Here is a 24,719-nt window from a genome sequence, read left to right on the forward strand (position 1 = left end):
CAATGAGCTTCCAGCGATTCCTCATCAAACGGACCGCCATCGCGGCGATGCTGACGCTCATCTCGGTCAGCGTCATCTTCGCCTCGCTCCGATTACTCCCGAGCGACCCGTTCAGCGGGCTGGTCGCCTCGGGAGCGCTGACCGCCGAGCAGGTCACCCAGCTCCGCGAGATGTACGGCCTCGACGAGCCGATCTACGTGCAGTACCTGAAGTACGTCAGGAACCTGTTCACGCTGCAGTTCGGCATCTCGCTGACTCAGCAGCGACCGGTCGGGGAGATCATCATCCCCGCGCTGATGAACACGCTCGTCTTGCTCCTGCCGGCGCTGGTCGTGACGGCGGTCGTCAGCTCCGTCGCCGGGATGTACGCCGGCTGGAATCGCGGGTCGAAGTTCGAGCAAGCCGGCATCGTGGTCACCACGTTCTTCCGCGCGTCCCCGATCTTCGTGACGGGGATCCTCCTGCTCATCGTCTTCTCCTACGGGCTGAACTGGCTGCCCGCGTTCGGGATGCGAAGTCCGATGGCGAACCCGCAGGGGTACGCACAGACGTACCTCTCGGTGGACTTCCTCAAGCACTACATCCTCCCCTTCACCGCGACGGTGCTGTTCTACAGCGGCGACTTCCTGATGCTCGCGCGGAACTCCGTCGTCGAGCGCAAGGGCTCGGAGTTCCTCATGCTCCACCGCGCGAAGGGGCTCTCGGAGATGAAACAGCTCGCCCGCGCGGGGCGCAACTCGCTGCTCCCGCTGGTGACCTACTTCGCGCTCCGGACGGGGATGCTGTTCCAGGGCGTCATCACGCTTGAAGTGGTCTTCGCGTGGCCGGGCATCGGCCGCGCGCTCGTCCAGGCGATCCTCAATCAGGACTACCCCACCGTCCAGGCCGCCGTGTTCATCATGGCGCTCGCGGTCATCGTGATGAACCTCACTGCCGACATAGCGTATGCGAAACTCGATCCGACGATCAAGGCGGGTGACGTCTGATGTCCGGGTACTCCCTCGACGCCGAGACCGCACGCGACCGGCTCAGCTCGGAGTTCGGTCGCGCGAAAGAGACCATGGCCGTCGTCTGGCAGGACACCGGGGCGAAGTTCGGCCTCGTCATCCTCGCCAGCTTCGTGTTCATCGGGCTCTTCGGCCCGTACATCGCGCCGTACCACCCGATCGAGGACACGCTCCGCCGCCAGGGCGCGATGATGCGACTGACCGCGCCCAGCGGGAAGGCGCTGCTCGGAACGACCTCCTTCGGGAAGGACGTGCTGAGCCAGTTCCTCGCCGGCGCGCGGCCGACGCTCATCATCGGGCTGTTCGGCGGCATCGGGACCGGAATCCTGGGCTTCCTCGTCGGCCTCACGAGCGGGTACTTCGGCGGTCGCATCGACGAGTTCCTGATGCGGCTGACCGACCTCACGTTCGCGCTCCCGCTCCTGCCGATGGCGCTGCTCATCCTGTCGTTCGTCTCGCCGAACGTCTGGCTCATCACCGCCGTGCTGGTGATCTTCCTCTGGAAGATGCCGGCGCGGGTCATCCGCTCCGAGGTGATGACCGTCAAGGAGCGGACGTTCGTGAAGTCCGCTCGCGCGAGGGGCGCGGGCCACCTGCGGACGATGTTCCTCCACGTCGCGCCGAACGTGCTGGGCATCGGCTTCCTGTACACCGCCTACGCCGTCGGGTGGTCGATCGTCGCCGGGGCGTCGCTCGCGTTCCTCGGGTTCGGTGACCCGACGACCACCTCCTGGGGCCGGATGCTCCAGCAGGTGTTCCGCTCGGGCGCGATTCGGGTCGCCTGGTGGTGGGTGCTCCCGCCCGCGTTCGGTATCGCCGCCGTGACGACCTCGGTCTTCCTCGTCGGGCGCGCCTTCGAGGAGATCGTCAACCCCGAACTGCAGACGGAGGAACAATGAGCCTGCTCGAAGTCGACGACGTGAAGATCACGTATCGAACGCCCGACAAAGACGTCCACGCGGTCAACAACGTCTCCTTCTCCATCGAGGAGGGGGACAACTACGGGCTCGTCGGCGAGTCCGGCTCCGGGAAGTCGACCCTCGCGAAGTCCGTGCTCGGACTGCTCGACGACAACGGCGAGATCCGCTCCGGGAGCATCACGTTCAACGGGCGCGAGCTGACGAACCTCTCCGAGCGGGAGTGGCGCGACGTCCGCTGGGAGGAGATCGCCTACATCCCACAGAGCGCGATGGACTCGCTCGACCCCGTGATGACCGTCGGCGAGCAGATCCGCGAGGCGATCCACACGCACAAGGACGTCACCGACGCCGCCGCCAACGAGCGCGTCGAAGAGGTCTTCGACATCGTCGGACTCGATCCGGGGCGGACCGAGGACTACCCCCACGAGTTCTCGGGCGGGATGCGCCAGCGCGTCACCATCGCGATGGCGCTGGTCCTCGACCCCGACCTCATCATCGCCGACGAGCCGACGACCGGGCTGGACGTCATCGTCCAGGACAAGATCGTCCAGAAGCTCATGGAGATCCAGGAGGAGATCGACAGCTCGCTGCTCCTCATCACCCACGAGGTCGGCGTCGTCGCGGAGACCTGCGACGAGGTGTCGGTGCTCTACGGCGGGAAGGTGATGGAGCAGGGCAAGACCTTCGACGTGTTCAACGACCCGCACAACCCCTACACGATGGGGCTGAAGAACGCCTTCCCGGAGGTCGACGAGTTCGACGAGAACGCCATCTCCATCCCGGGGTCGCTCCCGGACCTCGTAGAGGAGCCGACCGGCTGCGTCTTCCGGAACCGCTGTCCGTTCGCGACGGAGGAGTGCGAGAGCGCGCACCCGCCGCTGGTCGGCGACGAGGACCAGGCCTCGGCCTGTTACTACAACGACCGGGCCGACGAACTTCAGGAGCGGGCGGCCGACCCGGAGACCTGGGGCATCGACGTGCCCGAGGACGACGAGGGGAGCGACGTTGGCGAGGTCATCGTGGAGACCGACGGGCTGGAGAAGTGGTTCGAGCAGTCCCAGTCGATCGTCGCCGACCTCCTCGGCGGGGAACCGAACTACGTCAAGGCGGTCAACGGCGTGGATCTCGACATCCGCGAGGGAGAGATCCTCGGCATCGCCGGCGAGTCCGGCTGTGGAAAGTCGACGCTCGCGGAGGTCGTCTCAGCGCTGCAGTCCCAGACCGGCGGCGACATCCTCTTCGAGGGGCGACCCGTCGACGACCTGCTCGACGAGGACACGAAGCAGTTCCGCTCGAAGGTGCAGTTCATCTTCCAGGACCCCTTCGACTCGCTCAACCCCCGCCAGCGCGTGCGGGCCGCGGTCAGCGAACCGCTGAAAGTCCAGGGCGTCGAGCCCGAGGAGATCGAGCGGCGGGTCCGCCAGACGGTCTCGGACGTCGGCCTCAATCCGCCGGAGAAGTACCTCGACAAGCACCCCGACCAGCTCTCTGGCGGGGAGCGCCAGCGAGTCGCCATCGCCCAGGCGCTCGTGCTCGATCCGCGCCTGCTCATCTGCGACGAGCCGGCGTCGATGCTCGACGTGTCGCTGAAGGCCAACATCCTCAACATCCTCCGGGAGATGGCCGACGAGCGCGACATCGGGATCGCCTACATCTCGCACGACCTGGCGAGCCTCTCGCAGATCGCCGACCGCCTGGCGGTGATGTACCTCGGGCGCGTGGTCGAGACCGGACCCACCGAGGAGGTCGTCGAGAACCCGAAGCATCCCTACGCGGCCTCCCTGCTCGAGGCGTCGCCGCGGGCCGACCCGAGTATCGACCGTCAGCGTGTCCTGCTCCCGGGCGAGCCGCCGAACCCGGTCGACCTCCCGGGCGGCTGTAACTTCGCACCGCGCTGTCCGAAGGCGACGGACAAGTGCCGACAGGAAGACCCCGCCCGCTCGGAGTTCGCCGACGGCGACCACGAGGCGGCGTGTTTCTACCCCGTCGAGGACATCGAGAGCGAACTGCTCGCTCGATACGCCCGCGAGCGAGAGCAGGCGGACCGCGAGTCGGCCGCGAACATCGCGGAACACGAGCCGGCCACGGAGACGTAGATGACAGCGGGCACCCCGTTCGGAGCGGCGACGCTCGACGCCGTGGCCCCGGCCTTCCAGGTCGGGGGCACGCCGGTTCCGAACAGCGCGATCGCCGTCGGCGGGGCCGCCCTCATCGCCGTGCTCATCGGCATCTCGGCGTTCTTCTCGTCGTCCGAGATCGCGATGTTCTCGCTTCCCGCCCACCGCGTCGACGCGCTCGTGGAGGACGGCGTCCCCGGCTCGGAGACGCTGGCGGCGCTCAAGGGCGATCCACACCGCCTGCTCGTCACCATCCTCGTCGGGAACAACCTCGTCAACATCGCGATGTCGTCGCTCGCGACGGGGCTGCTGGTCGTGCTCGGCTTCGGGCAGGGGCAGGCCGTTACGGTCGCGACGTTCGGCATCACCGCGCTGGTGTTGCTGTTCGGCGAGAGCGCCCCCAAGAGCTACGCGGTCGAGAACACCGAGTCCTGGGCGCTCCGGATAGCGAAACCGCTGAAGCTCGCCGAGTACGTCCTGCTGCCGCTCGTCCTGTTGTTCGACTACCTCACCCGCGTCGTCAACAAGGTCACGGGCGGCCGGTCGGCCATCGAGACCTCCTACGTCACCCGCGAGGAGATCCAGAACATCATCGAGACGGGCGAGCGCGAGGGCGTGCTGGACGAGGAGGAACGAGAGATGCTCCAGCGCACCCTGCGGTTCAACGACACCATCGCCAAGGAGGTGATGACGCCCCGCCTCGACATGACCGCGGTCCCGAAGACGGCGTCCGTCGAGGAGGCCCTGGAGACCTGTATCCAGAGCGGCCACACCCACCTGCCGGTGTACGAGCGGAGCCTGGACAACGTCGTCGGCATCGTCCACGTCCACGACCTCGTCGGCGGGCGCACCGACGGCGGGGACCGCGGCGGGTCCGAACCCCTGTCCGACCTCGTCGAACCGGTGCTTCACGTCCCCGAGTCGAAGAACGTCGACGACCTGCTGACCGAGATGCGCAAGGAGCGCATCCACGTCGTCATCGTCATCGACGAGTTCGGGACGACGGAGGGCCTGCTCACCATCGAGGACCTGACCGAGGAGATCGTCGGCGAGATCCTCGAGGGCGAGGAGCGCGAGCCCATCGAGTTCGTCGACGACGACACGGTCGTCGTCAAGGGCGAGGTCAACGTCAACGAGGTCAACGAGGCGCTCGGCATCGACCTGCCCGAGGGCGAGGAGTTCGAGACCGTCGCGGGGTCCCTGTTCAACCGCGCCGGCCGCCTCGTCGAGGAGGGCGAGACGTTCGCGTTCGACGGCGTCGAGATCGGCGTCGAGCGCGTCGAGAACACGCGCATCACGCGGGCCCGGCTCCGGCGCGTCGACGACGGCGACGACGCGGACACGGCGGAGTCGGCCGCCGAGGTCGGCTCGGAGTCCAACGCGTCGTGAGGGGCCAGTAGTTCCTCTCGAAATCTTCTCCCACCTTCACAGCACGAGCGGCCAGTAGACCAGCCACGACGCCGCGACGACGGCGAGCGACAGCGCCATCGTCACCAGCCCGAACGACACCACGTCGCGATGTGAGAGCGGCCCGCGGTCCATCGAGACGAGGACCGCCGAGGTGTTGAACGGCAGAATCGTGGTCGCCCCGACGACGAGCAGGACGGAGAGCGCGAGCGGGATACGAGCGACGTCGAACGCGTCGGCGAACTCCAGCACGATGGGGAGCGCGACGACGATGGCCGCCGACCCGGTCGAGAACAGCACGCGGATCCCGACCGCGAGCGCCAGCAGCACGGCGACGACCTGCCAGTGGGCGAGCGCGGCGAACGGGACCGCCCGCGTGAGCGTCTCGACGACGTAGTCGAGCGTGCCCGTCGACTGCATCACGTCCAGAATCGACAGCATCGCGCCGATGAGGAAGACGATGCCCCAGCTCACCTCGCGCACGTCCTCCGTCCCGATGACGTCCACGCCGGGCAGTGACAGGACGAACACGGCCGCGGCGGCGGGCACGACCGTCGGGACGCCGACGAACGAGCCGACGATCCACGCCAGGACGGTCGCGCCCATGACGCCGGCGACGAGGCGCTGTTCGCGGGACGACCCCTCCGCGGGCGAGTCGGTCCCGAGCGGGGCCGACTCCCCGCCCGTCGCGCCGCTCCCGTCGGCGGTCGCGACCGTCGTCTCGCCGTCGACCGAACTGAACGCCGCCGCGGCGACGGTCCCCAGTCCGAACAGCGCGATGGTCGGCGGGATCATCAGCACGGCCCACTCGACCCACGTGACCGGCCGCACGTTCGCGGTGACGATCTCCGAGGTGACGAGCGCCATTCCGCCGCCGGTCATCAGCGCCATCGACGCGATGGGGTTGACGTGGCCCAACAGGAGGAAGGCCCCGCGCTCGAAGCCGCTGCCCTCGCCCAGCCCGTAGGCGTCGACGAGGCGCTCGACGATGGGGATGAACGTCACCGCGCGGGCCATCGCCGAGGGGACGAACGCCGCGAGCATGAGGACGTGCGCCGCCAGCGAGCGGTAGGTCTGTCGCGGCGTCTGCTCGCCAGCGAGAAGCCGCTGTGCCACGCGGCGGTCCAGGCCGACGCTGGAGATGGAGTTGCTGAGCAGGAGCAAGAGCAGGAGGAAGAAGACGAGCGACGAGGCGTAGCCGGTGGCCGCCGCGGCGAAGGTGTCGGCGACGCCGAGCGCGTACAGCAGCGTCACGCCGAGCGCGCTGGAGACGACGTACGGAACCGGCTCGGTCAGCCACAGGACCAGCGCGAGCAGGAACACCGCGAGGACGCGCCGGATCGCCGGAGACGCGCCGGGCGGCGTCGGGCCGACGAGACCGTAGCCGAGAAACAGCGCCGCCGCGACCAGTCCACCGAACTGCGGCACCGAGAGGCCGCCCGGAAGTGCAGGCCCCTCGGTGCGTCGTTCGCCCATTACAGGGGGTGTCGCCGGTCGGTCCAAAGTATCTGGTGGAAGCGACGGGCGCGCGGGCGCGATGGCGTCGCCGGCCACCGCTCTCTCGTGCCGCAGGGAGGACACTCCGCGATTCGATCAGTCCCCGTCTGCGGCCGCCTGCAAGCGAGCGTAGGCCTCCCACGACGGGTCCGCGCCGGGGTGGGACTGGCGCGTCCCGTCGACGTACAGCCCCTCGCCCTCGCGCACCTCGCCAACGACGGCCGCGGGCGTCCCGCGGGCGTCGAGCGCCGCGACCGCGTCGGCGGCGTCCGCGGGGTCAACCGCGGCCAGCAGCGTCCCGCAACTGGAGACGTGCCAGGGGTCGACGCCGACGGCGTCACACACGTCGGCGACGCCGTCAGCCACCGGGACCGCGTCGCTGTCCACGTCGAAGCGGACGCCCGCGCCGTCGGCCATCTCGATCAGCGCGCCGGTGATACCGCCCTCGGTCGCGTCGTGCATCGCCGTCACTTCGCCCGTGCCCGCGACGGCCGCCGCGTCCTCGACGACGGCGGTGTCGGCGAGTCGCTCCTGCGCGACGGCGACGCGCTCCGGCGGCAGGTCGAGCGCCGCCGGAAAGAGGCGGGCGAACAGGCCCGCTATCTCGGCGGCCGGGCCGGTTCCGACGACGAGTCTGTCGCCGGGTCGCGCTCCGTCCGGCCGGACGACGTCGCCGTGGGACCCGACGCCGAGCGCCGTCGCACCGCCGACCCAGGAGTAGTCGACGCCGTCGTAGCGGGCGGTGTGGCCCGTGACGACGCTCACCCCCAGTTCATCTGCCCGGCCGGCCATCCCGCGCCACATCGCCGCGAGTTCGTCGTCGGTCATCTCCGGCGGGAGCGTGAACGTCACGGAGAGGTGCGACGGCGGGACGCCGGAGACCGCCACGTCTGCCAGCACCACGTCCATCGCGAAGCGGCCGGCCGTCTCGAAGCCGAGGTCCGGCAGCACCGACAGCGGGTCGGTGGCCGTGACGAGCGCCTCGCCGCCCACGTCGATCACGCCGAAGTCGATGCCGTGGGTCGGCCCGAGCACCACGTCGTCGCGGTCCGCGCCGAGTTCCGGGTAGATTACCCGGTCGAACACCTCGCGGTCGATCTTGCCCAGGTCACTCACGGCCCGACCCACCCCGAGCGCTCCGCGACCCGCACATCACTCGTCCACCATCCGACTGCCGCCCGGTGGCAGGAACTCCTGTATCTGGTCCGGGCTGGCGACCTTGCGGACGAACGACTCGTCGGCGAACCGGGACCTGAACTCTCGGTAGAGCCGCTTTGCGATGTCGTTCTGGGCGTACTGGCCCGGTTCGACGACGATCGTCGTCGCCGCCTGTCCCTCGATTGCCGCCGGGGGGCCGCCGATGACCCGCGTCTCGTCCTCGCAGGTGATGCCGACGCCGACGCCGGCGGGCGTGTCCTCGAAGTACGTCCGGTCGCCGCGAACGGCGAAGCCGCCCTTCTCCAGGTACTCGCCGCTCTCGGGCGTCTTCGACACCTGGTCGGGATCGACCATGTACGCGTCGCCGGCGAAGCGGCCGTCCTTCCAGACCGAGGAGTACGAGACGGCGAACTGCGCGGCCTGGTCGAGCGACGACTGCGGGAAGTCGACCTCCTTGGCCGGCTCGCTCGGGCCGGTCGCTTTCAGCACCGTGACCGGGCCGCCGTGGGCCTGCGCGTGGAAGAACTTGTCACCGCGTTCGAGGTACTTCTGGACGAGCTCCTCGTTGTCGTCGGCGTCGCGGCCGCCGATGACGAGGAAGCCGTCGGAGGTGTGGAACCAGCGGAACTGCTCGTACCAGTGCTCGGTCGAGCGCGTGGGGATCGACGCCTCGGCGAGCCAGTCGGTCGGTTCGTCCGCGTCGGCCTCGCTCGCGGACCCGCCCTCGTCATCCTCTTTCTCCCACTCGTCGCGCCGTTGCTTGACCGCTTCGAGGTCCTCGCGGGTGTCCTCGATGGCGGCGAGCGCGCCCTCCTTCTTCTCCTCGATGCGCTTCGCCTCCTTGTACAGTTCGTCGGCGTTCACCTCGACGCCCTCGGCGGCGTCGACCGTGACGCGCGTGCCGTCGATGTCGAGCGTGACGGTCCCCTCGCTCCCGTCCAGCGAGACGACCGCCTCGGCGGCGGGGATGCCCCGCTCGGCGCCCTCGTCGAACTTGGCTTCGATCTCGTCCCACGCCACGTCGTCCTCGCGGGCGGCGCGCACGGTCGACAGCACCTCGTCGACGAGGTCGTAGTGCGCGTACAGCAGCTCGGCCTTCTCGCGCTCGGCCTCGGCGTCGTCCTCGAAGTCCCCAATGGCCTGCTCCTGCTGCTGGATGATGCGCTTTTGTTTCTCGATCTCGGCCTCGAAGTCCGGGCGCTGGGTCTCGCCGCCCTCGACTTCCTCCTCGCGCTCGAAGTTGTAGAAGTAGTCGTCCAGCGCGGGATTGAACTCGGTGAACGTCTCGCTGTAACGGCCCTCGTACTCTTCGAGCGGGAGGGGCGTCACGTCGACGCGTCGGCGGTCCGGCTCGCCGTCGCCGTCTGCGCCGTCGCTCTCGCCCCCGTCCTCACCGACCGTCTCGTAGTACACCCGCGGGTCGACGTTGCCCTCGCGGAGCCGCGTGCCGAGTTCGTCGACGATGTCGTAGAGGCGCTGGAACTGGTCGTCGGTGAGTTCGCCGACGGCGACGTTGTAGTCGATGCCCGCGCGGGTACACAGCTCCTCGCCGTAGAGGCCGCCGAAGTTCAGCTGCGTCGCGAGCGTCCGCACGAGGTCGGAATCGGACTCCTCGATGCGGGCGACGAACCCCTCGTAGCCGACGGTCAGCGGATTGAACCGCGCCGACGGGAACTCGTAGGGGGTCCCCGGGGCGACGGTCCGCGACTTGAGCCGGACGGTCTCAAGGCAGTCGATGACCTCGCCGTGCTCGTCGAGAACGGCGACGTTGCCGTCGCCGAACAGCTCCGCGACGATGGTGGTCGAGCCGTCCTCGCGGTCGAACTCCAGTTCGATGATGCGGTCGAACTCGAACTGCTCGACACGGACGAGGTCGGCCCCCGAGAGCCGGTTCCGGAGCATCATCGCGAAGTCGGGCGGTCGGCCCGGCGCGTCCGGGACGTGGGCCGCGTCGGCGACGTGGGCGCGCTTCACGTCGCCGACCTCGATGACGAACTCCACCCGGCCGCGGTCGAAGTCCCGGAGCTTCAGCCTGACGAGGTCGTCCTCGGGGTAGAGGTACGCCTTGTCGAGCTTCGCGCCCTCGTAGCCGGCGAGCTCGCCCTCCAGGGCGGCGAGGTCGACGCTCGTCAGCTCCCGCTTGTGATCCATATCGGTGGCTGTCGGCGGGGACCCAAAGGGGTTCCGTTAGGCGTCGTCGGCGATTGCCTCGCCCGCCTCCAGCCCGTTGCGGACCGCCGCGTGGACGCGCCCCCTCCCGGCCACCCAGTCGCCGGCGAAGTAGAGGTCGTGGTCGCTGGCGCGGGCGAGCAGGTCCCGGTCGACCTCGCCCTCGGGCTGGGAGTAGCGCCAGTGCTGGTGGTCGGTCCAGTCGGGTTCGGTGAGCCGCTCGTCGTCGAGCAGCCGCGCCGTCCGCTCGGCGATGTCGTCGACGAGGCGGTCGGGGTGCTCGTCGTAGTTCGCGACCGACCACGGCTCGTTCATCTGGACGATCAGGAGCGACTCGCCGTCGGGGACGTGGCCGTCCTTGCACTCCTCGCGGGAGACCCAGCCGACGTCGTGGTCCTTGTCGGCGTTGACCGCGCCGTACCACGGCACGTCGAGTTCGAAGGGGTAGTGGAGGACGCCGGCGACGACGGTCCGGTACGGAACCGCGGCGACCGCTTCTCTGAGTGACCGGCAGTCGTCGTGGTCCCACCGGGCCTGTCCCAGCAGGTCGGCGGTCTGCGGGGCCGGCGGCGTCAGCAGGACGGCGTCGTAGCGGCCGCGGTCGGTCCCGGCCGCGTCGGCCAGCGTCCAGCCGTCGTCGTGGCACTGCAGCGTCTCGACGCGGACCTCGGTTTCGACCGTGGCGTCGGTCTCGGCGAACAGCCGCTTCGCGAGCTGGGTGAGACCCGCCTCGTAGGTCCACTTGTGCTCGTCGGCGTCCCGACCGGGCTCGACGTCGCCGTCAGCGTCGAAGGCGTAGATCGGTTCCTCGATGTCGACCAGCCCGTCGGTCGGCAGGGCCTCGGTGACCAGTTCCGTCACGCGGTCGTCGTCGGCCTTGAGGTAGTTCGCGCCGTACTCGTACGTGCAGTCGGCCTTGCGTCGGGTGGCCGCGCGACCGCAGACGCCGCGGCTCTTCTCGAACACAGTCACGTCGACCGGCTCGTCACGGAGCGCGTACGTCGCCGCCGCGCCGGCCGCGCCAGCTCCGACGACCGCGAGGTCACGAGTCATACGCGGGGTGTCGAACGGTGTGAGTAAAAACCCACCACACGACAGCGGGGCGTCCGCGACTTAGCGGCCGCCGCGAAGACCCTGACTCATCCGGCCGGCGACGGCCAGCAGCGCCAGTAGGAGGCCGACCTGTCGCACGGAGAAGCCCGGACCCGACGACCCGGTCGTGGATTCGCCCGCGGTCACGCTGTCGTCCTCGCCAGTCGTGACCGACTGGTTCGCGACCCGGAGGTCGCCCGCCTCCACGCCGTCGACGCTGACCGTCCCCTCGACCGCTTCGAACTCGGCCCGGACCGTGGTCTCAGTGCCCGGTGACAGTTCGACCGTTTGCGTCGTGACGCGCTCGCCGTCGACGGTCACGACGAACGTCTCGGTGACCGGCGACGAGCGCGTGTTCGTCACCTGCGCTCGGACGGTGGTGTTGAACCCCGAACGCACCCAGTCGGCCGTCAGCGACGCCGACTCGATACGCACGCCGTTCTCGTTCACCGTGGCGGCTTCGGTCGTCGCGACCGGCGTGGCCGTCACAGTCTCGACCGGAGTGGGCGTCGCAGTTTCGGTGGGCACGGTTTCGTCGCTGCTCTCGTCTTCGTCGTCTTCGTCCGGCTCGACCGCGCCCCCGCCGTCGTCGGAGTCGCTATCGTCGTCAGAGTCACCGCCGTCGCTCGAACTTCCACCGCTGTCTGAACCGTCGTCGTCGGATCCGTCGGTCGTCTCGGTCTCAGTCGGCTCCGCCGTGACAGTCTCCGCCGGTTCTTCGGTGGGTGGTTCGGTCGCCGTCGCGGTTTCGGCCGGCTCCTCGGTGACGGTTTCTGTCGGTGCTTCGGTCGTCGTTTCCGTCTCGGTCGGCTCTTCGGTAGCCGTCTCCGTTGGTTCCGCAGTCGCAGTTTCGGTCGGCTCTGCAGTCGCCGTCTCCGTCGGCTCCGGAGTAGCGGTCTCCGTCGGTTCCGCAGTCGCCGTTTCTGTCTGCGTGTCCGTCGTATCGTTCACCAGCGATTCCGCGTCCGAGTTCGCGAGCGAAGCGGCCGCCGCCCCGTTCGCGTGGCCGGCGATCGGGAACGACCAGAGGGTAATGCCGAGGAGAGCCACAGATATCGCCAGAGAGAGCGCGCTGAGCTTCTTCATACCCGGACGTTTGTGAGTAAAGGATTAGTTACGGAGGTGCAAAGCCGGGGTTAGGTTGTCCCTTCCGGTCTTCGGGTGCGTCAGCGCCGGCGTCGTCCGTGAACGAGGAGCGTCACGAGCGCGAGCGCAACGGCCACGTGCGGGACCGTGAAACCGGGACCGGACGCAGTCGCGGGATCGTCCGTCGTCTGTTCCTGACCGGCGCTCTCGCCGGTCGATCCCTGACTCTCTTCGACGCCGGTCCCGTCGGTTCCGACCCGGAGGGCACCCGCCTCCACGCCGTTGACCGAGACGGTTCCCTCCGTGGCTTCGAACTCGATCTTCGTCGTGGATTCGCCCGGTTCCAGCCGGACGGTCTTCGATGCGACCGTTTCACCGTCGACGGTGACCGTCAGCGTCCGTTCGACTGCCTCCTCCGTCGGGTTCTGGAACGTCGCCGAGACGGACGTGTTCAGTCCCGCCCGGACCCAGTCGGCCGTCAGCGCCGCGTTCGTGACGGTCGGTTCGACGGGCGTCGACGAGTTCGGGACCGCCCCACCTCCCACCGCGCCGGTTCCCGGCGCCACGACGGCGAGGGTCGACAGCCGTGGCGCGTCTGCCTGCACCGTCTGGTCAGTGGCGTTCGCGGTGGCGTTCAGTTCGCTCCAGGTCCCGTTGTGGTACTGGAACACCTGCACGCCACCGACGTCGCTCCCCTCGGGAAGTGCCGTCTCGTTCACCGTCACAGTGTAGGTCGCGATACGCACGTCGGTGGCGTTTCCGTCGGACGTGACGGACACGTAGCCGAGCACGCCGTCGTCTCGGACGGCGGTCGCGTTGTCCGGCATCGCGTGCGGGCCCGACAACGTCGCGTTGAACGGCCCGCTCCCGTTGGCGAGCGACAGCGATACCGACGAGAGGGTGAACGACGGGGCAGCAGCGTCCGGACCGGTGAGGTTCAGCGACTGGTCGATCGTCGCGTTCGAGGCGTTCGCGGCGACGCGGAGGGTCACGCTGTCACCGCTCTGAGACTGCGTGACTGCGGGCGGCTCCGCGCCCCCACCGTCGGACGAGGTCCCGTCGTCGGAATCATCGGTGTCACCGTCGTCTCCACCGCCGCCTCCGCCGCCTCCGCCACCACCGCCGCCTCCGCCACCACCGCCGCCTCCGCCACCACCGCCGCCTCCGCCACTATTGGTGCTGGTGGCGGCTTCGACGGTCAGCGTTCCGGCGGAGACGCCGTTGACCGCAAGCGACCGATCCCCGCTGCTGTCGAACGACGCGCTGAGCGTGACAGTCTCCGTTTCGCCGGGACCGAGCGGTCCGACGGAACTCGAGTCCACGGTCGTTCCGTCAGCGGTCAGCGTCGCGTCGAACGTCCCGGACCCCGTTCCGACGTTTTCGACGGTCGCGGTCACGTCGACGGCCTCGCCCTCGGTGACGGAGGTGCTTCCTAACTGCGCGTCGCTGACTTCGAACTCGGCGGGCGTCTGCTCGACCGTGATCTCGATCCGCTCGTTCGACGTGCCGAACTCGTAGGTACCGGCCTCCTCGAACGTGTGGACGTATTGGTCACTGCCCGTCTCACCGGGGCCCAGCCGAAGGACCACGCCACCGACGGTCGTGTCGTCGACGTAGACGAGCGCGTCGCGCTGGCCCGAGACGACGCCAGTGTTCTCGCCCGTCACGGACAGCTCGACGGCCTCGCCCTCGCTCACCGTGGTCCGATTCGTTTCGACGGACGTAACCCCGATTTCGGAGGTTCCCACGATGACCGTCCCGGCGGGTTCGCCGTTGACCGTCACCGCGTGCTCACCGTCCTCGACGTAACCGCCGTCACCCGTTTCGAGGACGTACGTCACCGTCACGTTCTCCGTCGCACCGGGCGCGATGGTCGGTTTCCGTCCGGAAGTGACGGTTACCTCGTCGCCACCTACCTCGACAATTATCGGGACGGCCGCCGTCTGCTCGCCGGTGTTCTCCAGTTCGACCCACAGCTGTGGTTGCGGGGTCGCCATCTGGCCCGTGTCGATCCGCGTGTCGAGCAGGCCTGCGTTGCTGACCCCGACCGCGTCGTCCGCGAAGACCTCTACCGTGCCTGCGGATTCACCGTTGACCGCGACGGCGTAGGACCCCGGTCGGTCGAAGGTCCGCGTGTACGACACGTCGGTCGATTCACCGGGATCGAGCGTCACCGCTCTCGTCTCCTCCTGATCCCCGTCCACGGTGAACGTGACCTCGGCCGTTCCGCGCTGGTCGCCGTTGTTCGTGACGACTGCGGAGATGTCCACGCTGTCGCCCGCTGAGAGGACCTCGGCGCTGAGCGAGCGGTCGCTCACCGTCATCGACGGCGGTTCGGCCCCGCCGCCTGAGTCGGCCGGTTCGACGGTGATCTGCTCGCTCTCGCTCACGATGCCGAACTCGTGCGTTCCGGCGTCCCCGAAGGTGTGCACGTACGTCTCGGTGCCGGTCTCGCCGGGTTCGAGTTCCAGTTCAACCGCGCTGACAGCGCTCCCGTCGACGAAGGTCTCGACTATGCGTTCGCCGGCCAGCGCGCCCTCGTTCGTCCCGGTCACGGAGAGTTCGACGGTTCCGCCCTCGCTGACCGTGGTTCGACTCCACGTCACGTCCGTGATCTGGATGTCAGACTGGCCGACGACGATCGTGCCGGCGGGTTCGCCGTTGACCGTCACCTCGTGTTCGCCATTTTCTACGTAGCCGTCGTCGGTTTCGAGGACGTACGTGACGGTCTTGTTCACCGTTTGGCCGGCCGGGACGGAAGCCTCTCGCCCGGACGTGATAGTGACCTCCTCGCCGCCGACTTCGACCGTCAGCGGCAGGGTTCCCGCTTCACCGCCCGTGTTCTCCAGTTCGACCCACAGCTCCGGTTGCGGCGTCGACATCTGTCCGCTGTCGACCTGCGTGTCGATGAGACCGGCGTCTACCACCGCAACCGACGGGGGTTCGGCCCCGCCGCCGGAGTCGTCCGATTCGACGGTGATCGTGGTGTCCGAGTCGACGCGCCAGTCACCAGTCTCGTCGGCGATGACCGTCGCCGTCTCGGTGCCAGTCTCGCCCGCGTCCAGTTCGAAGGACTCCTGTCCGATCTGCTGGCGGTCTCCGGTTTCGGTGTTCTCCCAGAAGATGTCGAACGTCTCCTCACCGGCGGTACCGCCCGTGTTCTCCGCTGTGACCGTCAGCGTGACCTCCTCGCCCTGCGACACCGTCGTCCGATCCGCGGCGATATCCGTGATTTCGAGGTCAGCCTGCTCGACGACCGTTACCGTCCCGGCCGAGACGCCGTTCGCGGCCAGATCGTACTCGCCCGGCTCGTCGAACTCGACGACGGCCACGCCCTCGTTCGTCGAGTCCGCCTGCACGTATCGCTCTTCCTGAGCGATCCGTTCACCGTTTGCGGTGATGTTCACGGTCTCCTGTCCCTCGGCGCTCCCCGTGTTTTCGAGGGTGAACCGAACGTCGATCCCTTCTCCGGTTGCAGCCTCGAACGGCGCTTCCGGTTGTTCGGGAATGGACGATTTTACCGCAGTCGCATCCGTCACTTCGATGTTGCTCGTGTCGTGGTTCGACGCGGCCGCGACGCCCGACGCCGCCAGTGGTGTGGTGACTATCGCCACCACCGAGAGCGTCATCATCGCTGCCAACCACAGGCCCGTTAGCTTACCCATGACTGGGCCGATGCCATTGTGGTAATTAGTTAGCGGGCAGCAATCGGCTGTTAAGCTGATATTATCCCGTTTCTCGACCGCTACCCGCGGTTTTCGGCTAATAAACCAAACTGGGTGGCCTGATTGGTAATGCACTCCTGGTGGCCCGGCGGACGGCCCCGAGAAAAGTGACTATACGTATAGTGGCTGAAAACAGCGCCACGCTTTCGGTAACGTCCGCCCACTCGGCGCGCACGACCGCGCGGTCGCTGTTCGACGACGTTTCGAAACCGGTTAGAATACGTCGTTCGGTGCTGAAAACCCGATTAGAGGCGTTTGCTCACGTACGGTCCGTCCTGTCTGTAGCCGAGCTTCTCCCGGTAGTACTGCCGAACGCCGATGCCGGAGATGACGGCGATCTTCGGGAAGCCGGCGTCGCGAGCCAGCTCCTCGGCCCGTTCGAGGAGCTTCCGACCGTAGCCCTTGTGCTGGTGGTCCTCGTCGTCGCCCTGCTTCCCGACGCCCACCGCGTTGCCGTAGACGTGCAACTCCCGGACGAGCGCGGCGTTCTGCAGTTCCTGTCGGACGGGGTCGTTGGGGAACCGGAGCCGACAAAAACCGACCAGCACGTCGTTCTCGAAGTCCTCCACGGAGATGAAGTGCTCCGTGCCGCCGCAGGCCTCGTAGGTCAGCACGTCGAACTCGACGGTTTCGGCCGTCTCGTCGCTGTGGCCGGCCTCGCGACAGCGGATGCAGTCACAGGACCAGCCGTGTTCGTCCATCCGCTTGCGGGCGAGCTGTCGGAGGTTCGATTTCCAGACGCCGCCCTCGATGAAGTCCGCGGGGATGTCGCGCTGGACGCGCTGGAGACGGGTGTAGCGCGGAATCATGTCCTTGATCTCCGCGACCAGTTCGGCCGCCTCGTCGTTGGAGAGCGGCTCAAACTCCTCTTTGCGCCACCAGTCGTAGGTGACGGTGCCCTCGACGACGAGCGTGGGATAGATCTTCAGATAGTCGGGACGGAAGTCCGGGTCGTCGAAGATGCGCCGGAAGTCCTCCAGGCACATCTCCCTGGACATCCCGGGCTGGCCCGGCATCATGTGGAAGCCGACCTTGAACGCCGAGTCCCGAAGCCTGCGGTTCGCGTCGATCGAGGCCTGCACGCCGTGACCGCGGTGCATCTCGCGGTTGATCCGTTCGAAGGTCGTCTGGACACCGACCTCGACTTTCGTTCCGCCGAGGTCGAGCATCCGGTCGATCTGCTCGGGGTCGCACCAGTCCGGCTTGGTCTCGAACGTCGTCGCGACGTTGCGCACGTCCGCGGTCTCGTTCTCGGCGATCACGTCCTCGAGATACCGGAACTCGTACTCGTCGCGGTCCTCCGCGAAGCTCACGCCCTGCTCGGGCGACGGTTCGGCGTCCACGTCGAAGTCGTTCATCGCCTCCAGCGCGCGCTTGACGAACCACTCCTGGTAGTCGTGGCTCCGGGCGGTCATCGTCCCACCCATCAGGATGAGTTCCGCCTTGTCGACGGGGTGACCGATCTCCCGCAGCTGATTGAGTCTGAGCGTGACCTGGCCGTAGGGGTCGTAGTCGTTCTGCTCGCCGCGGGCCGCCGCGGGCTCGTGGCCCGTGTAGGACTGCGACGACGAGAACTCCGAGTCGGGCCCGCCGGGACAGTAGAGGCACTTCCCGTGGGGACAGCGCTTCGGCGAGGTCATGATGGCGATGGGCGAGACGCCCGAGGCCGTCCGCACCGGCTTGCGCTGGAGGACCTCCTCCAGCACTTCGCGGTGTTCCTGTGGCGCGTAGTCGAGCAGCTCGGAGTTCTTCGGGACTTTCGGCGCGGAGTACTCCCGACACACGTCGATCTTGGCCGACTCCACGTCGTCGCGCTCGACCTCGCCGGCGAGGATGCGGTCGACCAGCTCCGCACACACCTGTTGGAAGGCCTCTGTCTCGCGCGGGTCCGTCGTCTCGGTGCTCATCTGCGTTATCGGAACGTGGTCGTCTCGGCCGAATAAGCGTGTCGCTCGGGTGTCGCAGCGTGGACGCGTCCGGCCCGCACACGGCCGCCGGCTTGAATAGCGTCGCGGCCGTAGGCGGTGATATGGTCACGAACTCGGACGACGACGCGACGCCGGAGCGGCCGAAATTCCGCGGGTGCGTGTTCTGTTACGGCGCGGAGTGGGCCTACTACGGCGCGAAGACGGCCGCTCGATCGGTGTCCTCGGACGGCGAGTGACCGACCGACTGCAGTGCTATTCGCCTCACTTCTCGTCCGCCGATAGCTCCTCGTCTCCGGTCGCGTCGGCGTCCGTTTCCTCGTCCAAGTCGAGCCCGAACTCCTGGACTCGCTGGCGCCAGAACTCCTCGTAACCCTCCTCGGTCTCCGAGACGGTCTGCTCGCCGTCTTGCACCCGATCGAGCTTGATATCGATCTCTTCGATGAGTTCGTCGCCGACGTCCCCGGAGATGACGCCGTTTCGCGTCGCGTCCATGAGCGCGCTCTTCTCGCGGCGGAGGAGTCGCCGCTCGCCCGCGAGAATCTGCTCCTGTCGGAGTTCCGGATTGTCCCGCATCAGCGTCGCGATGGCCTCGTTGAGCTGGTCTTTCTCCCGCTGGTACTCCGACGTGAACCGGTCGTACACCTCCTGTGGGATGTCGCCGTTGGCGTGCAGTTCGTCGGCGGCGTCGAGGGCTGCGTCGACTGCGCGCGCCCGGCCGATCAGCAGTTCGTAGAGCTGCTCGGCGTCGCTGCGGGTGACGATGTCGAGGCCGTCGAGCACGTTCGACATCGTCAGTCCCTGGACGACAAGCGAGAAGGCGGCGACGCCGAACACCATCGCCCGGAGTTCGGTCCGCATCGGCGTCGACGGCGGGAGGCCGAGGACGAGCGCGATGGGAATGGACGCGTGCAGCCCGCCCCAGACCATCACGTGCTGGTAGGACCGCGGGACCGAGGGTTCAGAGAGGCGGTTCGCGAGCGCCGTCAGCGGGTAGACGACCGCGCTCCGGGCGAGCAACACCATGGGAATCGCCATCCCGATCAGCGCCGCGTTCGCGAGCAGGTCCCCGATGGGCGTGGTCACGCCGATCATCAGGAAGATGAACGTGTTGACGATGAACGCCGCCGTCTCCCAGGTGTTGAACACGGCGATCTTCGTCTGCGGGCTCATCGCGTACTCAGCGCCGCGGTTGCCGATGAACAGGCCGGCGACGACGGTGGCGACGACGCCGGAGAGGTGAAAACCGAGCACGTCGGCGGCGTAGTGTTCCGCCAGCAGGAACGCGCCGTAGGCGAGGATGATCGTCAGGATTATTTCGGTCATCTGATCGTCGAGCGAGACCATCACCGAGTACGCGAGGACGCCGCCGGCCAGACCGACCATGAGGCCGCCGCCCGAGACGATCGCGATGTCCACGAGCAATTCGCCGACGCCGCCGACGGTGAACAGTTCGCCCGCCCCCGCGCCGCCCTCGGCGCTGCTCGTGACGTACCCGAGCAGCGCCGAGAACACGACGACGCCGACGCCGTCGTTGACGAGGCTCTCGCCCTCGACGAGCGTCGCCAGCCGTTCCGGCGCGCCGAGTTCCTCGAACAGCGCCAGCACGGAGACCGGGTCTGTCGGCAGGATCATCGCCGCGAACAGCAGGGCGAGCAGGAGGTCGAAGCCTGGGAACAGCGCCGAACCGACGACCCCGACGAGGACGACGGAGACCAGTAGGCCGACGACGGCGAGCAGGAGGATGGGAACGAGGTTCCGTCGTAACCGTTCGAGGTCCGTCGTGGCCGCGCCCTCGAACAGGAGCGGCGGCAGCAACACCAGCAGTATCAGGTCGTGTGACAGTTCGATGTCGATCGTGACGCCCACGACAGAGGCGGCGACCCCCGCGATGAGGAGCGCGATCGTGTAAGGGAACTGCCCGACTTTGGTGACCAAGACGCCGACCCCCGCGGCGATGATGAACACCGCCAGGAGATCGGCCAGCAGCGAGACGGGGATACCACCGGGTGCCATGGGGGCAGTTCCGCCGTCTCCCCTTTAACCCTGCTCCCGGCCACTGACGTGTGTCTCCAGTCCGGTCCCGGGAGCGGACCGACGCGGCCGTCCTCGCCCTACTCGTCCCAGTAGTCTTTCTCTGCGGTGGCGTCGAGGTACGTCGACAGGGAGCGCTCCGCGGCGTCGCCGCCGGGTGCCGCCCCGGCGTACAGCCCCACCATCTCCCTGTCCGGGTAGACGGTGATATCGGGTTCTTCCATGGTCGAGACCATCAGCAGGCGCAGTTCCTCGTCGCCGGCCGCGATCTCGTGGGCGCTCTCCTCGCCCGCGGGAAGCGCGACGTAGTCGCCCGCCTCGAGTGGGTGTTCCTCCTTCTCGGGGCCGAGCCACAGCGTTCCCGTCCCGCGCTGGACGAAGATCGCCTCCTCGTTGCCCTCGTGGTAGTGGCGGAGCCAGAGGCGCTTGCCCGGCGGCACCGCGTAGAGGCTCGCACCGAGGTCCTCACCGCCGGCGGCCTCGCCCAGTTGCTTGCGTCTGAACTGTCGGTCGCCGTGGTCGTAGTCGGTCCAGTCGAGGTCGTCGGCGTTGACGGGGCCGTCGCTCATGGGCGCTGTGACAGCCCGCGACCGGAAAAAGGCTCGCCGCGTTACAGCTGTTCGGCCAGCACGTCGAGCGTCGCGTCGAGGACCGCGGGTCGCTCGCCGGCCAGGTAGCGGATCGTCCCCTCGCGGACGCTCCGGGTCGCGACGCCGCCCTCGGGGACGCGTTCGGCCACGGCGGCGGCCAGGTCGTGCAGGGCCACGTCGCCGTCGGTCCGCACGTACATCGTGTCCGTGGAGATGCCGAGGACGGCCGCGCACTCGTCGCGCACGTCGCGGTACAGCTCGTCGAGCAGGAGCGACTCCGGCGGGAACTCGTACTGGTGGGTGAACGCGTCCGTGTCCAGCACGGCGATGTCCACGCCGTCGACGGTCCGGTAGTCGAGGTTCGCCCGCGCGGTCGAGACCTCCTCGTCGACCTTCTCGCGGAACTGCTCGGAGACGTGGCCGGCGAGGCCGCCCACGTCCTCCTCGTCGTCGCCGAACACGAGGTCGGTGATGAGCTCGCGCTTGTCCTCGTAGGACTGGTAGTGCGCTTCCAGCGCGACGGCCTCGCGGAGTTCGGCGACGGCGTCGGCGTCGTAGCCGGCGTCGCTCGCGGCGTCGAGGTACGACGCCGGTGCGTCTTCCCAGAAGCTCACGGCGGGGAGGTGCCGGAGGTCGTCACGGACGCCGTCGTTGACGTGCGCTGCGACGTTGGCCGCGAGCGCGGTCGCGGTGGTGTCGGGTGCGTCCGCCACGGACGGCGAGACGACGGCGTCGACCGCGTCGACCACCGCGCCGTCGACGTCGATGTCGTCGATGACGACGCTCGGCGCGCCGTAGACGTTCAGGAGGTCGAAGCCGTCCAGGCTCTCGCGCGTGCCGCCGGCGGCGACGAAGACGAACAGCGGGAGCTTCTCCTCGTGGCGCTCCCGGTTGTCGAGCATCGTCGTCGTGTCCTTCGTGGCGTCGTCCATGTCGTAGACGCCGCCCTCGAGCGGTCGGCGGTCGAAGTAGTGGTACTTCGCGTCGGCGCGGCGGTGCTGTTCGCTCACGAGCGGGAGCGTCGCGCGTTCGAGTGCGCTTCCAGCGAGGTAGCCGTCGGCGGTGTTGGCGTGGCGGACGATGACCGGGCGGTCGGTGAGGACGGCCTTGCGGATCTGCGTGGCCGTCTCGACCAGTTCCTCGGAGAGGTCCGCGATCGCGGGGTCGTCGGCCAGCGGTTCGACGGTCTCCGGTCGCGCCTCGTCGTCCAGCGCGTCGGCGAGTCGCTGCTCGACCTCGTCGCGCTCGCCGGCTTCGAGGACGGTCAGCTCGTCGGTCTCCACCTGCAGTTCGCCGCGTCGGCGGCGGACCTCACCATCCAGTCGGATCACGTCGGCCTCGTCGACCTCGGGGTAGGCGCGGACGCCGGCCTCGACGAAGGCCGCACAGTCGACGGTGGCGGTCTCGTCCTGCAGTTCGAACACCGTCGGGCCGGAGGTCTGTCGGATGCCGACGACCTCGCCTTCGAGGCGGACGTCTTCGCCGACGTGCTCGTCGAGGTCGCCGATAGCGACGGCGACCGGCTCAGAAGCCGGGGCCGCGTCGGCCGAGTCCTCCTCGTCGTCGGACTCGGCGACGACCGCCGCCGATCCGCCGTCGCTCTCGCCGACGGAGCCAGCGCCCGCGACGCGGTCGGCGTCGCCGGCCTGACTCACTGCACCGGCGCTCGAGGACTCGTCGTCCGACGCCTGCGCTGCGTCGTCGTCCGACTCCTCGTCGGTTTCGGCGTCGGTCTCGACTTCGTTATCTGCCTCGACCGCGCCCGTCTCGTCGGCGTCCGCGGAGTCGGCCGTCTCCTCGTCGTCCTCCTCGTCTTCGAGCAGGACCGAGTGGCCGATCTCCGGGTCGTCGACGAGGACGCCGCGGAACTCGCGTTCGGACTGCCGGATCGACCAGCCGAGGTCGATGTTGCCGTTGTCGCGAACGTTCTTGACCTGGACGTACACGTCGTCGCCCGGCTCCCAGTCGAGGGAGTCGAGCCGTCGGTCCAGTTCACTCCGGTGGAGGAGCCCCGTGACGCTGTCGCCGATGTCGACGAACACGCCGAACTCGGCGAAGCCGTCGACGCTGCCGCGGTAGTACCGACCGACCGATAGCTGGTCGGGGCGAGAGCCGCGGAACTCGAACAGGGCGTCCTCCTCGTGGAGGTCACAGATGCGTCCTTCGACAGATTTGCCGCAGATGATACACGAACCCATTACACGGTGAAAGCATGTCGTGCCTAAAACGGTTGTCGAAATCCGGACGACTTCGAGACCCGCCGAACGGCAGGGTCTAGTCGAACAGCTCGCTCTCCTCTTCGAGCAGTTCGAGCCCCGAGGCGACGGCTTTCGCCTGTTCGGGGAACAGCGCGATCTCGATCTCGCTGCCCTGTTCGTCTTCGAAGGCGAGTTTCACGCGCTTGTCGCCGTACTCCCGCACGTCGACCCCCTCGACGTCGTACATCTTGATCGTCGCCTCCTTGTTCGACGGGCCGACGCTCTTGAACGCGCCGTCTTTGAGTTCGAGCATGAACTGATCGATGTCGATGCTGAGCATACCCGAGACGGGAGCGGCGGTCACCTAAAACCCGGTCACGAGCGACAGCGCGTGGAACCCCCGGAAGCCGTACCCGAACACGATGGCCGCGGGGACGGCCCCCACGACCGCCGCGACCGGGAGCCTGAGGTCGTGAACCGTCGCCGTTCCGAGGATGTACAGCCCCGCGCCCCAGGCGGCGACGGCGGCCCGGACCTCGGGACTCGGCAGGCCCGCGAACAGGCACGGGGCCATCGCGTAGCACAGCACCTGTACCGTCTCGCTGATGCCGCCGCGGTCCGGCGCGGTGGGGACCAGGAGCAGCGTCTGCACCGCCGCGGTCAGGTGCACCGTCGCCGGCGTCACGAACATGATGATAGCAAGCAACACGAGCACGGCGACGCCGGGCGAGAAGCCGGCGAGGGCCGGATAGTCGAACGGCCCGGTCGAGACGAGTCCCCGCTCGGCCAGGTGGACGACGGCGAAGCGACTCGCCTCCTCGACGAGCACGACCATCGAGGCGAACACCAGCCCCGGGGCCTGATCACCCGGCGCGATGCCGGTGCGGAAGAACCGCCGCGGCCGACGGAGAATCTCAGCCCACGCGCGGACCAGTGCCGCCGGTCCGCGATCGCGACCCCCGGTCGGATTCTCGACCCACTGCGTCACGCCGAATCCTTGGAAGTGGGGCGATTTGACGGTTTCCTTCTCCGCGTCGTCCGTTCCTTCGCTCCCGCCGCTCACGGCTCGGACACGAGACCCTCGCGGCTAATCGTCCGCTCCTGCCGACTACGGCACGGACACGCGAAGCGGTCCTCACCGCTAGTCGTCTGCTCCTTCGGTCCTGCCGCTCACGGCTCGGACACAAGGCCCTCGCGGTTAATCGTCTGCTCCGACGTTCTCCGTACTCTCGAAACACGCCGGATCGGGCTCGATGTTCGCGTACTGCACCGCTTCCTCGCCGAGCGTAACGACGCGGTCTTCGATGTCGTCGTCGATGAGTTCTCCGTCCTCGACGTAGGTCCGGGCCCGCGGAATCGCGGCCTGGTGAGGGATCACCCAGCAGTTGAGCGAGCGACAGACCGACCGGAGGTGTTCGAGCGCAGTGATCGGAAAGCCGCCGCCGGCGACGGCGAGCAGGCCGACGGTCTTGTGCTCGAACTCGTCGAAGCCGCAGTAGTCGAGCGCGTTCTTCAGCGCGCCGGAGTACGAGCCGTGGTACACCGGCGTCCCGAGCAGGATCGAGTCGGCGTCGTACACGCTGTCGGCGAAGTCGACGGCGTCGCCGGGTTCGCGGTCGTCCGCGTCGAACACCGGCAGGTCGAACTCCCGGAGGTCGAGCAGTTCCGTCGTCGCGCCGGCGTCCGCGGCGGCCGCGAGCGCGCGTTCGATACCGACGCGGGTGTAGCTCTCGTCTCTGAGGCTCCCGACGACGCCGACGACGTGCGGTCTGGTCATGTCCCGAGTATGGAGGG

The 24,719-nt window shown here is 68.3% G+C and carries 18 protein-coding genes; 5 read left to right on the plus strand and 13 right to left on the minus strand.

What is annotated here, in order from left to right; genetic code table 11:
* Positions 1-2: 2 nt before the first annotated feature.
* Genes GM656_RS12370 through GM656_RS12385 form a run of 4 tightly spaced genes read left to right on the plus strand, consistent with a single transcriptional unit; the run spans position 3 to position 5,433 of the window.
* Positions 3-986, plus strand: coding sequence for an ABC transporter permease (locus tag GM656_RS12370; RefSeq protein WP_162413989.1), 984 nt, complete (start codon positions 3-5; stop codon positions 984-986).
* Entirely contained in the window at positions 986-1,906 is a 921-nt protein-coding gene (locus GM656_RS12375; protein ID WP_162413990.1) for an ABC transporter permease, read from the plus strand. The genes GM656_RS12370 and GM656_RS12375 overlap by 1 nt, the downstream gene beginning before the upstream one ends.
* Complete coding sequence (locus GM656_RS12380) at positions 1,903-4,023, plus strand: dipeptide ABC transporter ATP-binding protein (RefSeq protein WP_162413991.1); 2,121 nt, start codon at positions 1,903-1,905, stop codon at positions 4,021-4,023. The genes GM656_RS12375 and GM656_RS12380 overlap by 4 nt, the downstream gene beginning before the upstream one ends.
* Entirely contained in the window at positions 4,024-5,433 is a 1,410-nt protein-coding gene (locus GM656_RS12385; protein ID WP_162413992.1) for a hemolysin family protein, read from the plus strand.
* A 36-nt stretch (positions 5,434-5,469) separates the two neighbouring features.
* Here the strand turns inward: GM656_RS12385 and GM656_RS12390 are convergent, their stop codons facing one another.
* From GM656_RS12390 to GM656_RS12420, 7 genes are all read right to left on the minus strand, one after another.
* Positions 5,470-6,927: an SLC13 family permease gene (locus tag GM656_RS12390; RefSeq protein WP_162413993.1), complete on the minus strand. Its 1,458-nt coding sequence runs from the start codon at positions 6,925-6,927 to the stop codon at positions 5,470-5,472.
* Positions 6,928-7,044: 117 nt separating this feature from the next.
* On the minus strand, positions 7,045-8,064 hold the full coding sequence (locus GM656_RS12395; RefSeq protein WP_162413994.1) for an AIR synthase-related protein: 1,020 nt from the start codon (positions 8,062-8,064) through the stop codon (positions 7,045-7,047).
* 36 nt (positions 8,065-8,100) lie between these two features.
* Positions 8,101-10,257: a ribosome rescue protein RqcH gene (rqcH, locus tag GM656_RS12400; protein ID WP_162413995.1), complete on the minus strand. Its 2,157-nt coding sequence runs from the start codon at positions 10,255-10,257 to the stop codon at positions 8,101-8,103.
* Between the two features lie 36 nt (positions 10,258-10,293).
* Complete coding sequence (locus GM656_RS12405) at positions 10,294-11,328, minus strand: NAD(P)/FAD-dependent oxidoreductase (RefSeq protein ID WP_162413996.1); 1,035 nt, start codon at positions 11,326-11,328, stop codon at positions 10,294-10,296.
* Positions 11,329-11,388: 60 nt separating this feature from the next.
* Positions 11,389-12,453 (minus strand): hypothetical protein, encoded by a 1,065-nt coding sequence (locus GM656_RS12410; protein WP_162413997.1) that lies wholly within the window; start codon positions 12,451-12,453, stop codon positions 11,389-11,391.
* Between the two features lie 80 nt (positions 12,454-12,533).
* Positions 12,534-16,118 carry a CARDB domain-containing protein gene (locus GM656_RS12415; protein WP_162413998.1) on the minus strand — a complete coding sequence of 1,195 codons (3,585 nt, stop codon included), beginning with the start codon at positions 16,116-16,118 and terminating at the stop codon, positions 12,534-12,536.
* 305 nt (positions 16,119-16,423) lie between these two features.
* On the minus strand, positions 16,424-18,085 hold the full coding sequence (locus GM656_RS12420; protein WP_162413999.1) for a tRNA uridine(34) 5-carboxymethylaminomethyl modification radical SAM/GNAT enzyme Elp3: 1,662 nt from the start codon (positions 18,083-18,085) through the stop codon (positions 16,424-16,426).
* 122 nt (positions 18,086-18,207) lie between these two features.
* On the opposite strand from GM656_RS12420, the gene GM656_RS19530 reads away from it, so the two are divergent.
* Entirely contained in the window at positions 18,208-18,342 is a 135-nt protein-coding gene (locus tag GM656_RS19530) for a hypothetical protein (protein ID WP_277815055.1), read from the plus strand.
* Between the two features lie 25 nt (positions 18,343-18,367).
* Here the strand turns inward: GM656_RS19530 and GM656_RS12425 are convergent, their stop codons facing one another.
* The 6 genes from GM656_RS12425 to GM656_RS12450 all read right to left on the minus strand — a co-directional run bounded on the left by GM656_RS12425 (position 18,368) and on the right by GM656_RS12450 (position 24,702).
* Entirely contained in the window at positions 18,368-20,119 is a 1,752-nt protein-coding gene (locus GM656_RS12425; RefSeq protein ID WP_162414000.1) for a cation:proton antiporter, read from the minus strand.
* Positions 20,120-20,217: 98 nt separating this feature from the next.
* The gene (locus GM656_RS12430) at positions 20,218-20,706 is read right to left on the minus strand and encodes a cupin domain-containing protein (RefSeq protein WP_162414001.1); all 489 of its coding nucleotides are present in this window, start codon (positions 20,704-20,706) and stop codon (positions 20,218-20,220) included.
* Between the two features lie 41 nt (positions 20,707-20,747).
* Positions 20,748-22,925: a DHH family phosphoesterase gene (locus GM656_RS12435; protein ID WP_162414002.1), complete on the minus strand. Its 2,178-nt coding sequence runs from the start codon at positions 22,923-22,925 to the stop codon at positions 20,748-20,750.
* Between the two features lie 76 nt (positions 22,926-23,001).
* Positions 23,002-23,265: a hypothetical protein gene (locus tag GM656_RS12440; protein WP_162414003.1), complete on the minus strand. Its 264-nt coding sequence runs from the start codon at positions 23,263-23,265 to the stop codon at positions 23,002-23,004.
* 24 nt (positions 23,266-23,289) lie between these two features.
* The gene (locus tag GM656_RS12445) at positions 23,290-23,913 is read right to left on the minus strand and encodes a YIP1 family protein (RefSeq protein WP_162414203.1); all 624 of its coding nucleotides are present in this window, start codon (positions 23,911-23,913) and stop codon (positions 23,290-23,292) included.
* Positions 23,914-24,123: 210 nt separating this feature from the next.
* Positions 24,124-24,702 carry an NADPH-dependent FMN reductase gene (locus GM656_RS12450; RefSeq protein ID WP_162414004.1) on the minus strand — a complete coding sequence of 193 codons (579 nt, stop codon included), beginning with the start codon at positions 24,700-24,702 and terminating at the stop codon, positions 24,124-24,126.
* Between the last annotated feature and the right edge of the window lie 17 nt (positions 24,703-24,719).

Origin of the sequence: Haloarcula salina, from assembly GCF_010119195.1 — an archaeon.
In the GTDB taxonomy this organism is placed as follows: Archaea; Halobacteriota; Halobacteria; order Halobacteriales; family Haloarculaceae; genus Haloarcula; species Haloarcula salina.

Bases quoted from the DNA above. Each gene is read 5' to 3' on its own strand.
- GM656_RS12430 (WP_162414001.1), bottom strand. From the start codon at position 20,706: ATGAGCGACGGCCCCGTCAACGCCGACGACCTCGACTGGACCGACTAC.
- GM656_RS12415 (WP_162413998.1), bottom strand. From the start codon at position 16,118: ATGGGTAAGCTAACGGGCCTGTGGTTGGCAGCGATGATGACGCTCTCG.
- GM656_RS12450 (WP_162414004.1), bottom strand. From the start codon at position 24,702: ATGACCAGACCGCACGTCGTCGGCGTCGTCGGGAGCCTCAGAGACGAG.
- GM656_RS12440 (WP_162414003.1), bottom strand. From the start codon at position 23,265: ATGCTCAGCATCGACATCGATCAGTTCATGCTCGAACTCAAAGACGGC.
- GM656_RS12420 (WP_162413999.1), bottom strand. From the start codon at position 18,085: ATGAGCACCGAGACGACGGACCCGCGCGAGACAGAGGCCTTCCAACAG.
- GM656_RS12375 (WP_162413990.1), top strand. From the start codon at position 986: ATGTCCGGGTACTCCCTCGACGCCGAGACCGCACGCGACCGGCTCAGC.
- GM656_RS12435 (WP_162414002.1), bottom strand. From the start codon at position 22,925: ATGGGTTCGTGTATCATCTGCGGCAAATCTGTCGAAGGACGCATCTGT.
- GM656_RS19530 (WP_277815055.1), top strand. From the start codon at position 18,208: ATGGTCACGAACTCGGACGACGACGCGACGCCGGAGCGGCCGAAATTC.
- GM656_RS12385 (WP_162413992.1), top strand. From the start codon at position 4,024: ATGACAGCGGGCACCCCGTTCGGAGCGGCGACGCTCGACGCCGTGGCC.
- rqcH (WP_162413995.1), bottom strand. From the start codon at position 10,257: ATGGATCACAAGCGGGAGCTGACGAGCGTCGACCTCGCCGCCCTGGAG.
- GM656_RS12380 (WP_162413991.1), top strand. From the start codon at position 1,903: ATGAGCCTGCTCGAAGTCGACGACGTGAAGATCACGTATCGAACGCCC.
- GM656_RS12390 (WP_162413993.1), bottom strand. From the start codon at position 6,927: ATGGGCGAACGACGCACCGAGGGGCCTGCACTTCCGGGCGGCCTCTCG.
- GM656_RS12405 (WP_162413996.1), bottom strand. From the start codon at position 11,328: ATGACTCGTGACCTCGCGGTCGTCGGAGCTGGCGCGGCCGGCGCGGCG.
- GM656_RS12425 (WP_162414000.1), bottom strand. From the start codon at position 20,119: ATGGCACCCGGTGGTATCCCCGTCTCGCTGCTGGCCGATCTCCTGGCG.
- GM656_RS12410 (WP_162413997.1), bottom strand. From the start codon at position 12,453: ATGAAGAAGCTCAGCGCGCTCTCTCTGGCGATATCTGTGGCTCTCCTC.
- GM656_RS12370 (WP_162413989.1), top strand. From the start codon at position 3: ATGAGCTTCCAGCGATTCCTCATCAAACGGACCGCCATCGCGGCGATG.